The 17954-nt window shown below is 29.6% G+C and carries 15 protein-coding genes; 6 read left to right on the top strand and 9 right to left on the bottom strand.

Annotated elements, in window-relative coordinates; genetic code table 11:
* Window position 1: 1 nt before the first annotated feature.
* From G8C43_RS05090 to pepE, 3 genes are read right to left on the bottom strand one after another with little or no spacing between them, the layout of a single operon-like run.
* Complete coding sequence (locus G8C43_RS05090) at window positions 2–751, bottom strand: lysophospholipid acyltransferase family protein (RefSeq protein ID WP_255448159.1); 750 nt, start codon at window positions 749–751, stop codon at window positions 2–4.
* Between the two features lie 2 nt (window positions 752–753).
* Window positions 754–1719: a type I phosphomannose isomerase catalytic subunit gene (locus G8C43_RS05095; protein ID WP_166004581.1), complete on the bottom strand. Its 966-nt coding sequence runs from the start codon at window positions 1717–1719 to the stop codon at window positions 754–756.
* 60 nt (window positions 1720–1779) lie between these two features.
* Entirely contained in the window at window positions 1780–2493 is a 714-nt protein-coding gene (gene pepE / locus G8C43_RS05100) for a dipeptidase PepE (protein WP_166004583.1), read from the bottom strand.
* Between the two features lie 295 nt (window positions 2494–2788).
* Between pepE and G8C43_RS05105 the strand changes: the two genes are divergently transcribed.
* The 3 genes from G8C43_RS05105 (at window position 2789) to aspS (ending at window position 6694) form a co-directional block, all read left to right on the top strand.
* The gene (locus tag G8C43_RS05105) at window positions 2789–3418 is read left to right on the top strand and encodes a hypothetical protein (RefSeq protein WP_166004585.1); all 630 of its coding nucleotides are present in this window, start codon (window positions 2789–2791) and stop codon (window positions 3416–3418) included.
* A gap of 253 nt (window positions 3419–3671) precedes the next feature.
* On the top strand, window positions 3672–4565 hold the full coding sequence (locus tag G8C43_RS05110; RefSeq protein WP_166004587.1) for a CorA family divalent cation transporter: 894 nt from the start codon (window positions 3672–3674) through the stop codon (window positions 4563–4565).
* 377 nt (window positions 4566–4942) lie between these two features.
* Window positions 4943–6694 (top strand): aspartate--tRNA ligase, encoded by a 1752-nt coding sequence (aspS, locus tag G8C43_RS05115; protein ID WP_166004589.1) that lies wholly within the window; start codon window positions 4943–4945, stop codon window positions 6692–6694.
* Window positions 6695–6988: 294 nt separating this feature from the next.
* Here aspS and G8C43_RS05120 read toward each other — a convergent pair whose 3' ends face one another.
* On the bottom strand, window positions 6989–9457 hold the full coding sequence (locus G8C43_RS05120; RefSeq protein WP_166004591.1) for a tetratricopeptide repeat protein: 2469 nt from the start codon (window positions 9455–9457) through the stop codon (window positions 6989–6991).
* A 155-nt stretch (window positions 9458–9612) separates the two neighbouring features.
* On the opposite strand from G8C43_RS05120, the gene G8C43_RS05125 reads away from it, so the two are divergent.
* On the top strand, window positions 9613–10368 hold the full coding sequence (locus tag G8C43_RS05125) for a Kdo domain containing protein (protein ID WP_160541778.1): 756 nt from the start codon (window positions 9613–9615) through the stop codon (window positions 10366–10368).
* A 7-nt stretch (window positions 10369–10375) separates the two neighbouring features.
* Here the strand turns inward: G8C43_RS05125 and G8C43_RS05130 are convergent, their stop codons facing one another.
* The 3 genes from G8C43_RS05130 to G8C43_RS05140 form a co-directional block, all read right to left on the bottom strand.
* Window positions 10376–12031, bottom strand: coding sequence for an ArnT family glycosyltransferase (locus tag G8C43_RS05130; protein WP_166004593.1), 1656 nt, complete (start codon window positions 12029–12031; stop codon window positions 10376–10378).
* A 99-nt stretch (window positions 12032–12130) separates the two neighbouring features.
* Entirely contained in the window at window positions 12131–12796 is a 666-nt protein-coding gene (locus G8C43_RS05135; protein WP_105296697.1) for a lipid-A-disaccharide synthase N-terminal domain-containing protein, read from the bottom strand.
* Window positions 12793–13509 (bottom strand): glycosyltransferase, encoded by a 717-nt coding sequence (locus G8C43_RS05140; protein WP_166004595.1) that lies wholly within the window; start codon window positions 13507–13509, stop codon window positions 12793–12795. Before G8C43_RS05140 ends, G8C43_RS05135 begins: the two co-directional genes overlap by 4 nt.
* Window positions 13510–13664: 155 nt before the next feature.
* On the opposite strand from G8C43_RS05140, the gene mdh reads away from it, so the two are divergent.
* Window positions 13665–14603 (top strand): malate dehydrogenase, encoded by a 939-nt coding sequence (mdh, locus tag G8C43_RS05145; RefSeq protein WP_166004596.1) that lies wholly within the window; start codon window positions 13665–13667, stop codon window positions 14601–14603.
* A gap of 323 nt (window positions 14604–14926) precedes the next feature.
* The gene (locus tag G8C43_RS05150) at window positions 14927–16204 is read left to right on the top strand and encodes a UDP-N-acetylmuramoyl-tripeptide--D-alanyl-D-alanine ligase (RefSeq protein ID WP_166004597.1); all 1278 of its coding nucleotides are present in this window, start codon (window positions 14927–14929) and stop codon (window positions 16202–16204) included.
* A 161-nt stretch (window positions 16205–16365) separates the two neighbouring features.
* On the opposite strand, the gene G8C43_RS05155 is transcribed toward G8C43_RS05150, so the two are convergent.
* Together G8C43_RS05155 and G8C43_RS05160 are read right to left on the bottom strand one after the other, a co-directional pair.
* The gene (locus G8C43_RS05155) at window positions 16366–16890 is read right to left on the bottom strand and encodes an OmpH family outer membrane protein (protein ID WP_158254198.1); all 525 of its coding nucleotides are present in this window, start codon (window positions 16888–16890) and stop codon (window positions 16366–16368) included.
* 16 nt (window positions 16891–16906) lie between these two features.
* A complete protein-coding gene (locus tag G8C43_RS05160; protein ID WP_166004600.1) occupies window positions 16907–17899 on the bottom strand; it encodes an OmpH family outer membrane protein in 993 nt (330 codons plus the stop codon).
* Between the last annotated feature and the right edge of the window lie 55 nt (window positions 17900–17954).

Genomic DNA, 17954 nt, shown 5'->3' on the forward strand with positions numbered 1-17954 from the left:
CTTATTTTACATTTATAAAATCTATCTTATCATCTTTTATCCTTTCATAAATTAAGTGATAGGCTTTTTCTTTGAGTGATTCTTTCGTTTCTCCATTCGGATACAATATTTTTACACGCTCTACTTTAACTTTACCCGGATATCCTAAATTAAATACAAATGGAAACATATTTTTTAGATTATGAAATGCATATACAACAATAGGACTATTACAATAAATTGAAGCTATAAATGCTCCATCTTTAAATTTTTCCAATTTTATTTTTCTCTTGGGAACCCCTCCTTCAGGAAAGATAACCACATTTTTATTTTGTTGGGTTAATTCTTTTTTTACGGCAGAAAAAACTGCTTGTTTGCTTTGTCTACTGGATCTATCTACCAGGATGGATACTTTTTTATAAATTCTTCCGAATACGGGATATTTTTCCAACTCTTTTTTTCCTACAAATATGATCGGATGATGAGGGTGAAGTACATACATTAAGACCACGTCTATTAAGGAAGTGTGATTGGCAATAAATATGTAATTTTCTTTAGGATCTAAATTTACTTCCGATAGTAATGAATAGGTAAATCCCGATCCATAGAAAAGCACCCATCCCCACATTCGCATAAAGAAGTAGGTTAGCTTATTATTTTTCTGATAAGTCATCAGATAAATTACCACACCAATGGTAAGTGTGCAAAGGGCAGCTAAAATATAAAACCAGATTCTCCAAAGTATGGTAGCTACAGTCCTAAGATATTTCATATTTAATCTATATGAACTTCTAAGAGTTTTGTTTGTACAAAGGGTTTTACTTCAACATTCTCAACTTCCGCAGGAAGCAACACCGTATCCCCTTTTTTAAGGGTTACGGGTAAGGTCTTATTCAATAGGGTGCATTCTCCTTCTAAGCAAATCAGTATACGAAATGAATTGGACAAGTTATTTAAAATTTTATTTTCTGTAATTTCCATCGATGAAACCGTAAAATATGGAGATGCTAATAGTGTTGTCTCTCTTGCATCTTTATCATAATGTGAAAATGGATCTTCAACAAAAGAATAATCCATTACCTCTTTAGCTTGATCAAGATGTAATTCTCTTTTTTTTCCGTCTTTATCAATTCGATCATAATCATAGATTCTATACGTCACATCTGAATTTTGTTGGATTTCAACTACTGAAATTCCTTTTCCCATGGCATGAACTCTACCGGACGGTATATATATAACACTTCCTTTGTCAGGGTGTATTTTTCTGAGGATTGTATCTAAAGTATTTTTTTCAATATTTTCCGTGAAAATAGTCTTATTTGTTCCTTTTTCAAATCCTAGTATAATCTCTGAATTGGGCTCTGAATCCAATACATACCACATTTCCGTTTTCCCGAAAGAATGATGGTGAACTGCTGCATACTCATCATTGGGATGAACTTGAACAGATAAGGGTTGAGCTGCATCTAAGAATTTAATGAGTAAGGGAAATTTATCACCATATTTCTGATATACTTTTTTCCCTACTAAACGGTCTTTATACTCTTTAATTAAATTGTCTAAATTTTTACCCTTTAGGCTTCCGTTGCTTACTATACTAACATATCCCGGAACTGTTGAAATTTCCCAGCTTTCTCCCAGTTTTTCTTCCTTACTTTCTTTACCGAATTGTTTTAGTTTATTTCCCCCCCATATTCTGTAATGGTAGGAAGGTTGAAATACCAATGGATATAGTGACATACTTATGTTAATTTATATGCAAAAATACAATTTTAAAATTGTATTTATCTTATTTTTAATTTAACTTAATGTAAATAGAAAGTCAAAATCTTCTTCAGAGCCCAGTTCTTTAATGGGTTGATTGTATTTAAAAATTCTTGCCGTTTTTTCTCCTATCAACTTTAACTTTTCATTTTCATAATGCAACATAGTACCTTCTCTTAATCCTACTACATATAAATTATGATTTAAGGTTATAAACTCTCTAATTCTTTGTTCACGGGTTTCTCCACCAAAATCGTCAGGATGTGTATCTATATAATGAGGATTAATTTGAAAAGGGATCAAATTTAAGGTTTGGAAATTTTCCGGTTCAACTATTGGCATATCATTAGTTGTTCTCAAGCTGGGGCATGCAATATTGGATCCTGCACTCCAACCTATATAGGGTATTCCTTCTTTAACTCTATCTTGGATAAGCGAAAGTAATTTTTCTTGTTGTAATTTTTTTACCAAATTCCAGGTATTTCCCCCTCCTACGACAATTGCGTCTGCCCTTTTTATCGCTTCTTTAGGATCTGAAAAATGATGTATACTTTTCACTTCTATACCTATTTCTTTCCAGGCTTCATTAACTTTATTTTCGTATTCTTCATACGAGAAGGTTACTGCTGCAAAAGGTATAAATATAATAGTTATTTTTTCAGTACCCAGGAATGATTGTACTTGTTTTTTTGAAAATTCAAGATATTTTTCTCCAACATTAGTGGAATTACTGAGTAATAAAAGCTTCATTTTTTTACTATTATCAATCATTATTAAAATAAATAATTTTTCTTTATTTATCACATAAAATTAATCATTATGAAAACGTTATTAGCTATAACTAATGTTATAATTCAAGTAATAAATTGTTACATTTTAAAGTCAAATATAACTAGAAATTAACTCAAATTCCATTTTATGAATTGAATAAATAAATTTGAAGTAGAAGATGGTTATTTCAATTCGTTAAATTTTTATTACTGTTGGTTACAAATATCATTTTATCAATTTAATTTTATATATAATTTTGAAAAAAATTATTTAAATGAATACTATTAATTCTTTGGCAGAGCGATTATTGGGTAGAAAATTAACTAAAAGTGACGGAGTTAAGTCCTCGGAACTCGATAAAGTTGAAAGTAAATTGGGTTTCGCACTGCCTGATATTATACGTGATCTTTATTTGATGACCGGAAAAAATGGAATGTTGATGGAATCATTCAATCGTTTTGCTTTACCTACGCAACTTCAAAGAGATGATAATAAAATAGTTTTTTTAGAAGAAAATCAAAATATATGCTATTGGGGATTTGAAATTGATCCGGAAAATACTAATCCAAAAGTATATCAATTGTTAAATGAAAATGAATGGTATGAGGAACAAATTCCGCTGATTGAATTTTTAAAAGTAATGTTGTATTATCAATGCGCTCAAGGTGGTTATGAATATTTAGGAATTTCCAACATTTCAGAAGAAGATTTTGAAATTTTCATCCATACGGAATGGGAAGATGTTGTAAGGTATAACGGTTTACAAATTTATTGGAAACCGGATTGTTTACTTTGGTATGTTTACAATAAAGAGAATATAAGAATCGAGGATATTTATTTTTCTGCAAGATCTGAAGAAGCATTCCTTACGCATGCACAAAAATATGAATTGGAAATTATTTAATACGATTTGCTACGCAAGTGGTTTACTAGACCTATGATTTATTAAAACAAATCTATTGTCCACAAATACGTAATAAATTTCATATAAATCTGTTTTTCAAATTACCAAAAATTAAGATAAATGTAAATAATGTATTTTAGTTTTATCTATTTAGTAATTTATTTTATAAAATTCTTTTAAAATTGCAATGATTTAATTTATTTTTTGAATATTCTTATTTCTAAAAGTAGTACTTTTACAAAAAAGGTATTTAATGGCAGTAAAAATAATTAATCAGTCCAATTATGAATGGATAGACCTACTCAATCCTACGAAAGAAGAAATGCAAAAAATTGCGGAAAAATGCAATCTTAATTTCTATAATCTTGCAGATAGTTTAGAGCCTAATCATTTACCAAAATTTGAAACTGAAAATGGCATTAACTTCCTAATATTAAGAGTAGTACATAAAGGCGATAAAAAAGACACCAATATTGAAAGTCTTTCCAACAAAATTGCCGTTTTTTTTAATGATTCTTTACTCATTACTATACACCGTATTGAAATGCCCTTTATTGATGATATTGCCAACAAATGTCAAAGTATGGGACAGACTTTCTCAACAAATATGGTGATTATAAAAATTTTAAAAAGCGTATTACAAACTTATAATGATTCCATATTACACATTATTAATAGATTGGAATCTTATGAAAATAAACTTTTTTTAAAAGATCCCTCTTCCAAAGTTTTGCAAAGCATTTATTCTTTAAAAAGAAAAACCAATCTTTGTACTAAACTTTTAATTCTTTCGGATGAGGTGATTAATTCTATTAAACCCTCTAAGCAAGAAAAGGCTGCCCATCAAGATGCTAAGGATTTATATCTAAAGTTAACAACTCTTTATGAGCAAGTTATAGACGACCTCAATAATTTACTCAATTTATATATTTCTCTATCTTCACAAAAGACCAATGAGATAATGAAAACTCTTACCATTTTCTCAATATTCTTTATGCCCTTGACATTTATTGCGGGTATTTACGGGATGAATTTTCATTATATGCCTGAACTGGAATTTAAATTGGGGTATCCGATCATATTAATGATTATGTTTATTATTACTCTGATTATTTATTATTGGTTGAAGAAAAAAAAATGGCTTTAAAACTTTTTCAAAAAATTTCAATTAATTTGACTTAAATACTACGATCTCAAAACAATTTTCAATTCGTGAAATTTTACTTTTAACTCTTTTTTTATAATCATTTAAGGTTTTTAAATATTTTTTTATCTATAAGATAAAATAATACAAGAGGATTTTTAATGCTGACGACTCAAATAACTATTAACTATGATTAGTTATTCTTTTAATTTTCTATAGGTTAAATCTAAACTAATTATTTTTATAGTAAAAAATTGAAAAAACTACTGAATCAAAAAATAATTGTTGATAAATCTAGTACCTTTTAAAATTTACATTAACGTAAAATTTCTAATTCCTATTCAATAGATTATAATTATTTTTGTATAAAAATTGTCAACATGTATAGAACCAACACCTGCGGAGAACTTAATGAATCAAATATAGGACAAAAAGTAATTCTTGCCGGATGGATCCAAACTATTCGTGATAAAGGATTCCTTACCTGGATAGATTTACGCGATCGATATGGAATCACTCAACTTGTTTTTGATGAACAACGAACCGATAAGGATTTAATTGATAAAGCAAAAAAATTAGGTCGTGAATTTGTTATTCAAGCCTCAGGAACAGTAATTGAAAGATCCAGCAAAAATCCTAATTTGCCTACAGGTGCTATTGAAATTTTAGTTGAAGAATTATCCATACTTAATCCATCGTTGGTTCCACCATTTACAATTGAAGATGAGACGGACGGAGGCGAAGAATTACGTATGAAATACAGATATTTGGATATAAGACGTAATCCGGTGAAAGAAAAATTAATTTTCAGAAGTAAGGTTGCTCAACTGGTAAGAAATTATTTATCTCAAGAAGGTTTTATTGAAGTGGAAACCCCTGTCTTAATAAAGTCTACACCTGAAGGAGCAAGAGACTTCGTGGTTCCGTCTCGTATGAATCCCGGACAATTTTATGCCTTACCCCAATCGCCTCAAACTTTTAAACAATTACTTATGGTTGGAGGCCTAGATAAATATTTTCAATTAGTTAAGTGTTTTCGTGATGAAGATTTACGTGCTGACCGCCAACCCGAATTCACTCAAATTGATTGCGAAATGTCTTTTGTTGAACAAGAAGATATTCTCAGAACATTTGAAGGTCTGACCAAACATCTTTTAAAAGAGCTGAAAAATCTTTCTTTTGATAAATTCCCTAGAATGACTTATGCGGAAGCAATGAAGAAATACGGTAATGATAAGCCGGACATTCGATTTGGAATGAAATTTATTGAATTCAATGAAGAATTACAGAACAGCGGTTTTAAAGTATTTGATGAAGCGGAATTAGTGGTTGGTATTAATGTTGAAAAATGTGCTGTTTATACTAGAAAACAACTGGACGAATTGACCGATTGGGTAAAAAGACCTCAAATAGGTGCATCGGGATTGGTTTATATACGTTACAATCAAGACGGAAGTATTAAATCTTCTGTAGATAAGTTTTATTCTGAAGAAAAACTAAAAGCAGTCATACAAAAAGCAAATGCTCAACCCGGTGATTTGATCTTAATTTTATCGGGGTCTGCTCACAAAGTACGCCCTCAATTAAGCGCGCTACGTATGGAATTGGCTGAACGTTTAGGCTTACGAAATCCTGAGGTTTATGCTCCTTTATGGGTTGTCGATTTTCCGTTACTTGAATGGGAAGAGGAAGAAAACAGGTATGTTGCCATGCATCATCCGTTTACCTCTCCAAAACCTGAAGATATTCCTCTTTTGGATACCAACCCAGGAGAAGTTAGAGCCAATGCTTATGACCTCGTTTTAAACGGTAATGAAATTGGAGGAGGTTCTGTTCGTATCTATAATAAAGAATTACAAGGAAAAATGCTTTCTTTATTAGGATTTTCTCAAGAAGAGGCCGAAGCTCAATTTGGTTTTTTAATGAATGCTTTTAAATTTGGTGCTCCTCCTCATGGCGGTATTGCTTTTGGCTTTGATCGTTTTGTAGCTATTTTAGGAGGACAAGAAGTAATCCGAGATTATATTGCTTTTCCAAAAAATAATTCGGGAAGAGATGTTATGATAGATGCTCCTTCCTATATTCATGAGCAACAATTAGAGGAATTAAACTTAAAAATAACCAAAGAATAAATCAATTCTTATAATATCCCTAGTAAAAAATAAAAAGCAAAATTTTTGTAACCAAAAATTTTGCTTTATAAACTAAATAAAATAAAACCAATTTTGTGAGAACACACAGTGAAAATTACTCCTTTACTTTATTTATATAAAGTAAATTTTTCATTTATCAATTCAAAGTTATGTTTTTTATTTAGAATGATTTTAAATAATTATATGATTTAAATCATATAATCTAATAGATAGCATTTAGTTAGCTAAATTCAACTTTTTAAAAATTATACTTACTAAGTTAAGCGAACCCATTTAATCTTTACTATCAATATCCACATCATTGTTTTGCCAATTTTCCAGTGTAGGCAAATTCATTGAATTTGTTTCTGATACCGGGACATTAGCTTTGATTTCATGATCATTGGCTTTTACAGATTTTTTGTTGCTTTCCTTTTCTTTATCTTTAAAGAATTTTAATAAATCTGCAGCTTTCTTTCCCTCTTCTTTATCTTTATATAAGACAGCAATATGTTCTAACGATTGTTCAAACTCTTCTTTATTTCCTAATTTTGCATCACAAAAAGCGGAAAGTAAGGCAAATTTAGCTATTATCTCATCTTTGGGATATTTGGAAAGTGCCTGACTTGCCATGTCTTTTACTTCTGAATAGTTACCGTTTTTATATTTTTGATAGGCATTTTCATAAAACAAGATTGCCTCTGATGAATTAGATTTTAACTCATTAACTTGAGGATGCAAAATAGCGTAAGCATATTTAGTATCAGGATATTGGGTAGTTATTATATCTGAGTATTTTTTTGCTAATACTTGATTTTCTCCTTGATTAAATCGATACAAGTTATACATTGCCAAAACTTTTATTTCCTCATTGTAAGGTTGAGTTGATAATAAATGTTCTAAAGTGGAGGTAGCTGATTTTACATCATGTAACTGATCGTAATATAAAATTCCTAATGATAATTCCACAGAATCTCTCTGATTTTTTAAAACATCTATTTCTGATTGACTTTTAGGTAAATTTTCTGTATAATATTCAACCTCAAATCGTCTAGGATTCTTAGAATCCGATTGACCGGATAATTGCGTTTTAACATCATCTAAATTTGAAATCTTATTGCTTATTCGCCAGTTATCCTCCAACATTCTATCCCCCCATTGTTTTCTAAATTCTGATTGACCTACTTGCTTCAGGTTATTATTATAAAAATACCATTTTCCTTTGGTATTGGGTGTAATCATCGTAAATGCAGATGTTGTATTTTCAAAAGATTCGGTAGCAAACTCGGTATTATTTTCTCTTCTTTGATTCTTTTCTTGTTGTAATCTTTCTTTTTCTTCTTTTTCTTTTAGTTGATTTATATATTTTTGATAATAATTATTTCTTTGCTCAGGTAACATTTTAGCAACCGTTATAATACTATCATTCTTTTTTACTAAGTAATATTTTTTGGTTACTTCTCCTAAAACTTTATTTTTAGCTGTTAATTTTCTTTTCATTGCCGGATCAACAAATCTTGAAATTGCGCTATCATAATAGGCACTTGCATAGACATAGTCAGGTTTTGAAAAATAATTATCTCCTATTTCTTGATAAACTAATGCTCGTATTTGAGGATCACTCTCTTCCTCTTTTAAAGAGGCAAAAAAATAGTTCATCGCATCTTTATTTCTTTCTTCTTTTAGGGAAGTTAGACCCATTGCATAGTATATTTCATTTTTTCTGGATTGGTACAATCCTTTTTTGGTTAACCCTTTTAAAAATTTAATTCTATTAGCATAGGCTAAGCTATCCTCTTTTTTATACAATCTAGATAAAGCTATTTGTGATTTGATCTCCAATTCAGGAGTAGATTTTTTCTTAAAAGCTAAATTATAATAGTTTCTTGCCAAATCCTTTTCGTTCAATTTTTCTGATAATTGACCTTGAATAAAACTAAAACGAGCTTGGGTTGTACTGCATTTATTATATTTTTTTGCAACGTCTAAAGCTTTTACAGCTTCTGAATATCTTTTTTCATCAATTAAAAATTGAGAATATATTTTAGAGATAAATTTTGCATCTCTTTTTTTTAATTTTTGATTGATGAGTTTTTCATAAATCTCATTCGCTTGAAAAGAATTTCCTGATTGTGCTTGTGCTAAAGCCATATAACCTTCAACTTGAGCTTTTTTAGTATTTTTTACTAAGGTTGAATTCATATAATTCAAATAGTTAAGAGATTCAAACGGATCTCTTTTATAATAATAAGCTCTGGCTAATAAAAGATAAGCCTCACTCATCATGGAATTATATTCTTTTCCTTTTATAAGCATTGAATGTTTTTCAATGGCTTTCTTTCCTTTTTCTATAGCTTTGTCATAACCTTGCGCTTTTGAATCATTACCCGCACCTAACATCTTCCCAAAAGCGTCAGATAAGGAATTTATGGCTCCTTGGGCATCTAAATTTTTTAAATTATCTTTTAGTTCTCCTGATAGATTTGCAGTGTTATTATCTGAACTTGCTAAGAAATTATCAAGAGAATTTTCTTTTTCCTCCACAAAAGGATTACCCGGTTCTACCGGTAAAATGGCAGAAAAATTATCCCTGTATCTTGAGTTTCTTGATTTCAATTCTTCATTTAATGCTTCTTGGCCGTTGAATAAAGTATTGTTCCATGTGGTAATCCGATGATATGTACGATGAGTTATCCCGTTTTTTTTGGTTGAACAGCCTCCCAAAAGGCTTAAAATCAGAATTGAATATATAATTTTCTTCATTTATTTCTTATAATTGACAAAGCTAATAAAAAAACGAAAATTTATTAAATTTGTTGTTTTTAAATGCCTACTATTTCACTTATTATCTCTTATCTTATAAAACCTTAAATATAAGCTAAATTTGTTATTAAAAATAATTATAATTTTTATATTAAATGCGCAAATACATTCTAAACAAAAAATATCAGGAAAGCAAAGATGAATTATTAAACATTATCAATAATTTTGATAGTTATGATGAAATTCTTGGAAACCCGGAAAGAAATGTTATAAAAAAAGTTCCTTTTAAGGGAGATTATATTACGATTAAAAGTTTTAAAAAACCTCACTTAATAAATAAATTTGTATACCGATATTTTAGAAAATCCAAAGCTAGAAGATCTTTTGAACACGGAACAAAACTTTTGGAATTAGATATATTAAATCCTGAACCTTTGGCTTATATTGAAAATTTTGATATCATGGGTTTAACTTCCAGTTATTACATATCAAAATATGTTTCTTATGATTTTACCTTGCGTGAATTATACGATCAACCGGATGGTTTTGAATGTGTGAAAGCCTTTGCTCGGTTTTCCTACTATGTTCATACTAAAGGGGTTTATATTAAAGATAATACACCCGGAAATACTCTTATTATCCGTAAAAATAATGATTACGAAATGTATTTGGTAGATTTAAACAGAATGGAATTTCATGAAGAGTTATCTTTTGATATTAAGATGAAAAGTTTATCAAATAATATTAAGGAGCAACCCTATTTAGACTTATTAATTGAAGAATATTCTAAAGTTTCCGGATATCCTTTACATGAAGTAAAATCTAAAATTGCTCATTATCAGAAAGAATTTAATCGTAAAATTGAATCCAAAGCAAAATTTAAACGTTTTTTAAAAAAAATATTTAAATAGTTATTATTTATTCTTGATTAGGATTTGATTTTTTATAAATAATTAGGAAGTCACGAGCTAATCTTTCTTTGTATGATTTGCCGGAAGGAGCCACAGTATTTAAATCAACATAAGAAACTTTTTTAACGTTATAAATTGAGCTTAATTCTTTTATTAAATTTTCCGTATCTTTTTGAAAGCAAAGGACTCCGACATAATTTTTATTTTTTAATACCAATTGATCTCTAATACCTACCTTGTCAATAGATGGAATCTTATCTTCGTAATCCCAAACAATTTCGGGTGACATGTATTTATAATCATACAAGGTCATTTTATTTGCAGTAAATCTATGCAAATCTTTTACAGACTTATAATTAGGATTATATAAAAAACTCTTGGCTAGAGGGAAAACAAAAATGATAACCACACATTGTAATAGTATAATTGAATTAAATACACGGTGCCAAGATTTTTTAATAAGGAAATACATAATACTAATTCCTACTATAAATAAAACCAGGGATGAGTATAAAGCCCAATCGGATTGTCGCGTAATTTTTTCTTTAAAAAATAAATATAGTACCAAAGGATAAACTATACCTACTAAACCTAATAACCCAAAGTTTATCTTAATCAACGCAGAATCTTTTTTATTTTTAATTCCCTTAAGAATGAATTCTATATAGAATCCTGTATTCAAAGCAAGAGGAATTAAGGTGGGTAAAATATACCGTACTTTTTTTTCCGGAATTACACTGAGTAAAAGCAAGGAAAATAGTGTCCACAGTAAGGTAAATTGATAGGCTTTAAGGTTGGAAACCTTATTTTTCATATAAGGATAAAAGAGAGCTACTAAGGAAGATATCGTCCATACTCCGGATTGAGTAAAAAAGCTCCAATAATAAAAAAAGGATTTGGAGTTATAGTCATTAATCCATCGGGCTGTTTCTTTTTTTGCCATTGAATTCAAATGTTCAGGATCCATCCAATGTACATAAGCCGACCAAGAAAGGCCTCCTATAAGACCAATAAGTATATAAATACATAGTGGTTTTAAAATCTTTTTATTTTTAAAATTAAATTTATAAATAAACCCATAAGAAATTAAAAACGGTAGCAGCAATGCATATAATGAAACAGGACCTTTACTAAGCATAGAAAAGGCAAGAAAAATTCCTCCCGGTATTGAATTTTTTATTGCACCGTTTTTCAAACGTAATAAATTCCATAGATAAAATATTGAAACAATCATAAAGCTGTGACAGTAAATATCCCATTGGTTATCTCTACCTGCAAAATAAACGTAAAAAGAAGTTAATAGAATTAATCCGTTTTGAAAACCGGTTTGTCCCGTAAGCCCTAATTTCAGTGAAAATTTATAGATATAAAATACGAGGAGCATGGTCACAAGAACTACGGATATACGTAAAATTGCCACCGAATGAAATCCGAACAAATACCCAAAAAAAGCAGTCATCCAAGTTGGAAGAGGTGGTTTTTCATACCTTGGTTCTCCGTTTAATGTAGTTAAAAACCAATGCCCGTCTTGTACCATTTCTCTTGCAGTGATAAAGTTTCGTGCCTCCATTATATTAACAGGCATGACTCCTAAGTTTATCCCTAATATAATCAGAGAAGTGCAAAACAATATTGTTATATGCTTAGTGTTATTATTTTTCATGCATATTTTATTTTATTTAAAATGATATTTTTAAATAAAAAATTTTCATTACTATATAATCGAAAAATAGTCAAATATATTTTATAAACTATCTTTTATTTAACTATCACTTTTCTTCAGGATAATTATGTTTCTTGTATAAACAATAATTCCTATAATATGCCCGGCAAATAATACAGGGTCTTTTCTGATAATTGAATAAATAAAGATCATCAATGATCCGGTAAGGCTTAAAATCCAAAAGCCCATAGGTAATTCCGATTTCTTAATTTTTTCCGAATAAATCCATTGATAGATAAATCGCATAGTAAACAAAACTTGTCCGAGGCTACCCCATATAAGTAACCATAAGGGTATATTTTCCCTGCTAAAAAGTTTATGTAAATCAAAAGCACTGTTCCAAAGGCTAAATATAATTGCCACTACAGGAAATAAATATAAGATATATCTAAAAACTACATGATATTTCATCCAGGCATCATGAAGCTGAATATTCCTAATGTATATGTAATAAGTTATCAATTGCCCTAACATGATTGAAAAATCATGTCTCAAATATCCGTAAACGAATAAAAAGAATGAAGCAACTAGACTTACCTGCCAAAAGATAAGATCAGAAGTAACCTTTTTATTTTTTTCTGCTGAAATCCATTGAATTATCATTCTACTTGAAAAAAGTATTTGTGCAAGAAAACCTAAACTTAAGGTAAAATACTTTGCAAATAGATCATTAAAAAAAAGATTCTCAGCTAAGATATTTTTCATATTTTTCTCTCAGCTACTTTATAATTGATATATTTATTTTTCATCCAAATGTAAGCAAAGCAATCACTTAGAGGCCCAATCAGACGATTCCATAAATGAAATTTGGATTTACCGGCTATTCTTTCGAAGTGCTGAACCGGAAGTTGTTTAATTTTTCCGTTTTGAAGTAATATCATTGCCGGTAGAAAACGATGCAATCCTTTAAACATCGGAATTTTTTTCGCATATTCAGTTTGAATAATTTTTAATGGACACCCCGTATCATCCATCCCGTCATGAGTAAAAGCACGTCGGATTCCATTCGCAATTTTCGATGAAAGATTTTTAACTTTACTGTCTTTCCTGTTGGATCGAACTCCTGTAACCAATTGGTATTGATCCGCATAATCTAAAAGAATGTTGAAATCCATCGGAGATGTTTGAAGATCTGCATCAATATATCCGACCCATTGTGTATCGGCATAATCAAATCCGGCCTTTATTGCGGCACTTAACCCATAATTTTTATCGAATGATATATAAAAGAATTCTTGATTTTCGTTGCAAATTTTTTGAATTACCGAAAGACTTGAATCTTTAGAACCATCGTTAACAAAAAGTACTTTTGACTTTTTCTTAGCAGCATGTAGAAATGCAAACATTTCTTCTTTAACTCGTTCAAGATTATCTTCTTCATTAAAAACCGGTATAATTACCGTTAATTCATATTCCATGTATGTGGGATGTAAAATAATTATCAAATTTATTAAAAAAATAGTGAATTTAAAATTGGAGAGTTATGTTTTAAAAGATGATAAACGACATTTTATTATAATTAAACTTATTATACCTTTGAGAAGATTATTAACAATAAATTAAGTATAAAAATATGAAAGTAACTGTAGTAGGCGCCGGAGCCGTAGGGGCTACTTGTGCTGATAACATTGCAAGGAAAGAAATAGTTGACGAACTAGTAATCGTTGATATAAAAGAAGGTTTTGCCGAAGGTAAAGCTTTAGATTTAACACAAACCACATCACTTTTAGGATTTGACACTACTATTACGGGAAGTACTAACGATTATTCTAAAACTGCCGGATCTCACGTTGCCGTGATTACTTCAGGTATTCCCAGAAAACCGGGAATGAGTCGTGAAGATCTTATTGGTACTAATGCTGGAATTGTTAAAGACGTTGCAACTAACATATTAAAATATTCTCCGGAAGCTATATTGGTAATTATTTCGAATCCTATGGATACTATGACCTATTTAGCTCTTAAATCTTTAGGATTACCTAAATCTAGAGTTATTGGTATGGGAGGAGCATTGGATTCATCTCGATTCAAAACCTACTTATCTTTAGCTAGTGGAGCTTCTCAAAACGATATTCAAGCTACTGTTATAGGAGGACACGGAGATACAACGATGATTCCTTTAATTCGTTTTGCTTCTTGCCAAGGGGTACCTTTTTCAAAAATATTATCTGCAGATAAATTAGAAAAAGTTGCTTCCGATACAATGGTTGGTGGTGCTACATTAACTAAACTATTAGGAACTTCAGCATGGTATGCTCCCGGAGCTGCCGGAGCTGCAGTGGTTGAATCTATTATTAGAGACGAGAAAAAAGTAATTCCTTGTTCCGTTTACCTAGACGGTGAATATGGTGAAACCGATATTTGTATTGGAGTACCTGTAGTTTTAGGTAAAAACGGTATTGAAAAAATTGTTGAACTGGAACTCAATGACACTGAAAAAGCTAAATTTAAAGCTTCAGCTGATGCGGTAAGGAATATGAATAATGTTTTATACGAAATGAAGGTTCTATAAAGTTGTAAAAACTAAATAAATTTGAAACAGCTTATTAGTAAGCTGTTTTTTTTATCATATAAATTTAACATCTATATTATAATCAGATTCTCTGCTACAAATCAGAAGAAATAATTTCAATCTAATTAACCGTTCTTTAACTTCATAAATTTATTTATTTGAATTTTTTGATTTTTTTAAATAAAACATATATCAAAAACGACTTTTATTTGTTCTGACTATATTTATATGATTGAATTATTAAAGATTGATTATTGATCTATGTAGCTAACAATTATTTATTTTTGTATAGTAAATTTCAAAGTAAACCAGGAAGATTATATATGACAATTATTGAATTATATTCCATTTTTTTGCAATCTTCAGGAATTGCAACGGACACCAGAAAAATTGAAAAAGGCAATTTATTTTTTGCTTTAAAAGGAAATAATTTTGATGGAAATAGATTTGCTGAACAAGCAATAAAGAATGGCGCTTTAGCTGCCGTTGTACATGATATTGATGTATCAAATCCTGAAAAAGGCATTTTCTATTTTGAAAATTCTTTAGTTGCTTTACAAAATTTAGCAAGATATCACAGAAATCAAATAAACATTCCTGTTATTGGTCTAACTGGAAGTAATGGTAAAACTACTTCTAAAGAACTAATAGCTTCCGTTTTAAGTGAAAAATTTAATGTTTTATACACACAGGGTAATCTAAATAACCATATTGGAGTGCCGCTTACCATCTTATCTTTAAATCCCGAGCATGAAATTGCTATCATTGAAATGGGGGCCAATCATCTTAAAGAAATTGAATTATTAAGCGGTATTTCACAACCAACTATCGGCTATATAACAAATTTTGGTAAAGCTCATTTAGAAGGCTTTGGAGGCAAAGAAGGAGTAATTAAAGGAAAATCAGAACTTTATGCTTTCTTGAGAGAGTATAAAAAAACGGCTCTGATAAATACCGATGATCCTTTACAAGTTTCCTTGAGTCAAGGAATAGAAAAAATAACTTTCGGTTCTCATGGCTCATATACATTCTCTCTATTAGAAAATAACCATCGGGTTAGTATACAATATAAAGACCTTGTAATTAATTCTCAACTTACCGGTCAATACAATTTTACAAATATTTGCGCTGCTTTTTCCTTAGGGCTTTATTTTGGCATAGATACGAATACGATTAAAAAAGGAATAGAAAATTATACTCCTCAAAATCAACGTTCACAAGTTGTGGAAAAGGAAAACGTAGTTTTAGTATTAGACACCTATAATGCTAACCCGAGCAGTATGGAAGTCTCCTTAGAAAATTTTTCTCATTTCAAAGGAACTAAATCTATAATTATTGGAGATATGTATGAATTGGGCAGCGAATCGGTTTTAGAACATCAAAAGATTGTAAATCTTGCAGAAAAGTTAAATTTTGATTTTATTTATTTAGTTGGTGAAAATTTTTATTCTACCAAGACAACGATGACTAGGGTTCAAAAATTTCATACAACTAATGATATGAGAGAATATCTTAAAAACCATATCCTACCAACGCAAAATATTTTATTGAAAGGTTCTCGCGCCATGGCTTTAGAAAGACTAATCGATTTTTTACCTTAAAATTATTTAGGAGTAATTTCTTGGGTAAATTATTATCATATAAGGTGTTTATTACATCATAAATTCTTTACCATAAATGTTAAAGTTTTAATCTAATTTTTTGTTTTTATATATAAAAAAAGAGGCTTAATAGCCTCTTTTATTTTGTTCTATCTTAATTCTTATTTTATTCCTAATTTAGCTTTAACATCATTTAGAATATTTGGTCCTTCAGCATATAAAAGAGATGGTTGAGAAGTATCAAAAACATAAAGGTAACCTTTAGCTTTAGCAACACTATCAATTGCATCTTGTGCTTTTTTCATGATAGGCTCATATAAATCTGCTTGTTTTTTATCTAAGGCTTTCGCTGCTTCTTCTCGTAAAGCTACTAGACTTTGTTGATCTTTTTGGAAATCTTCTTCGTATTTTTGAAGTTGATCTTTCATTTTTTCAAGATCAGCTTGTGATTTTCCTTGCAAATCTTTTTGAATTTTTTCATACTTAGCAGAAAAACTGTCTTCTTGTTTTTTAATTTCTGCCTTTTTTTGGTCTGCTAATGTTTTTAATTGATCATCAGCTGCTTTTTTTTCAGGCATCAGGCTTAATAATTCCATTGAATTAACATGAGCTATATTTTGAGCTTTAACTAATTGAAAAGCTCCAACAAATGCAGTTAAGAGGAATACTAATGTGATTTTCTTCATTTTTATTCTAATTTTATTATTTACTTGTTTTATCATTAGTTTGATTATTATTTTGAGTTTTTTTCTTAGGTATATATTTACTACCATATCCTGATTTTGGTTGCGATTTAATGGTAGTTTTAGATTCTTTATTATTTACTGTTTTACTTTCTTTATTCTTAGGAGCCGGTGCAGTTATTTCATGTACATCTTTCTCCTTAGGATAATCTATACTTTTTACGTTATTTATATTTTTTTCCTCTGAAACTTCATCTACTTTTTCAGAAGAAACTTCATTTACTTCCTCTTTTTGAATTTGTTCCTTTTTAGTTTGTTTGTTTTTAGGAACATACTTTCTTCCCCATCCTGATTTTTGTTGCTTTTTAGTAGATTCTTTATCTTTTTTATCTATTGCAGTTGCATCAGAATTCTTAGCATTTTTAATTTTAACTTCTTTGTCATCAACTTCATCTGAATTGGATATCATAGAAGATGATTTACCATTTTTATCCTCTTTCTTTTTGGTTGCAATTCCTAATTGTTTCAACACTTTATCTGTGATGTCATATTTGGAATCTGTATAAACCATAATTAAATCTGACGATTTGTCTAAAATTAAATTATACTTATCTTTTATAGCTATGGCATTTATTGCATTCCAAATTTGATCTTGTATAGGTTTAACCAAATTAATTCTTAGATTGACTGATTCTCCTTTTGATCCGAATTTTTTTTCAATAAATTCATGGAGCGCCTTATCTGTACTATCAATTGACATCAACCTTGACTTTTGCTGATCCTCTGTTAATAAAACTTTTTCATTCTCATACTCAATACGAAGTTTTTCTAACATGGATTGTCTATTAACAATCTCTTCCTGCCATTTTTTAACTTCATGGTCAAGTCTTTGTTCTGATTGTTGATATTGCGGCAATTGTTTTAAAATATACTGCGTATCTACGTAAGCCATTTTTTGAGCAATGCCAAAACTAAAAAGCAAGAGCAGAGCATATGTCAATGTTTTCTTCATGGTAACTATATATAAGGCTTTTCTAAAATCATACCAAGTTTTTATAAACTTTATT

Source organism: Apibacter sp. B2966 (assembly GCF_011082485.1).
Taxonomy (GTDB): Bacteria; Bacteroidota; Bacteroidia; order Flavobacteriales; family Weeksellaceae; genus Apibacter.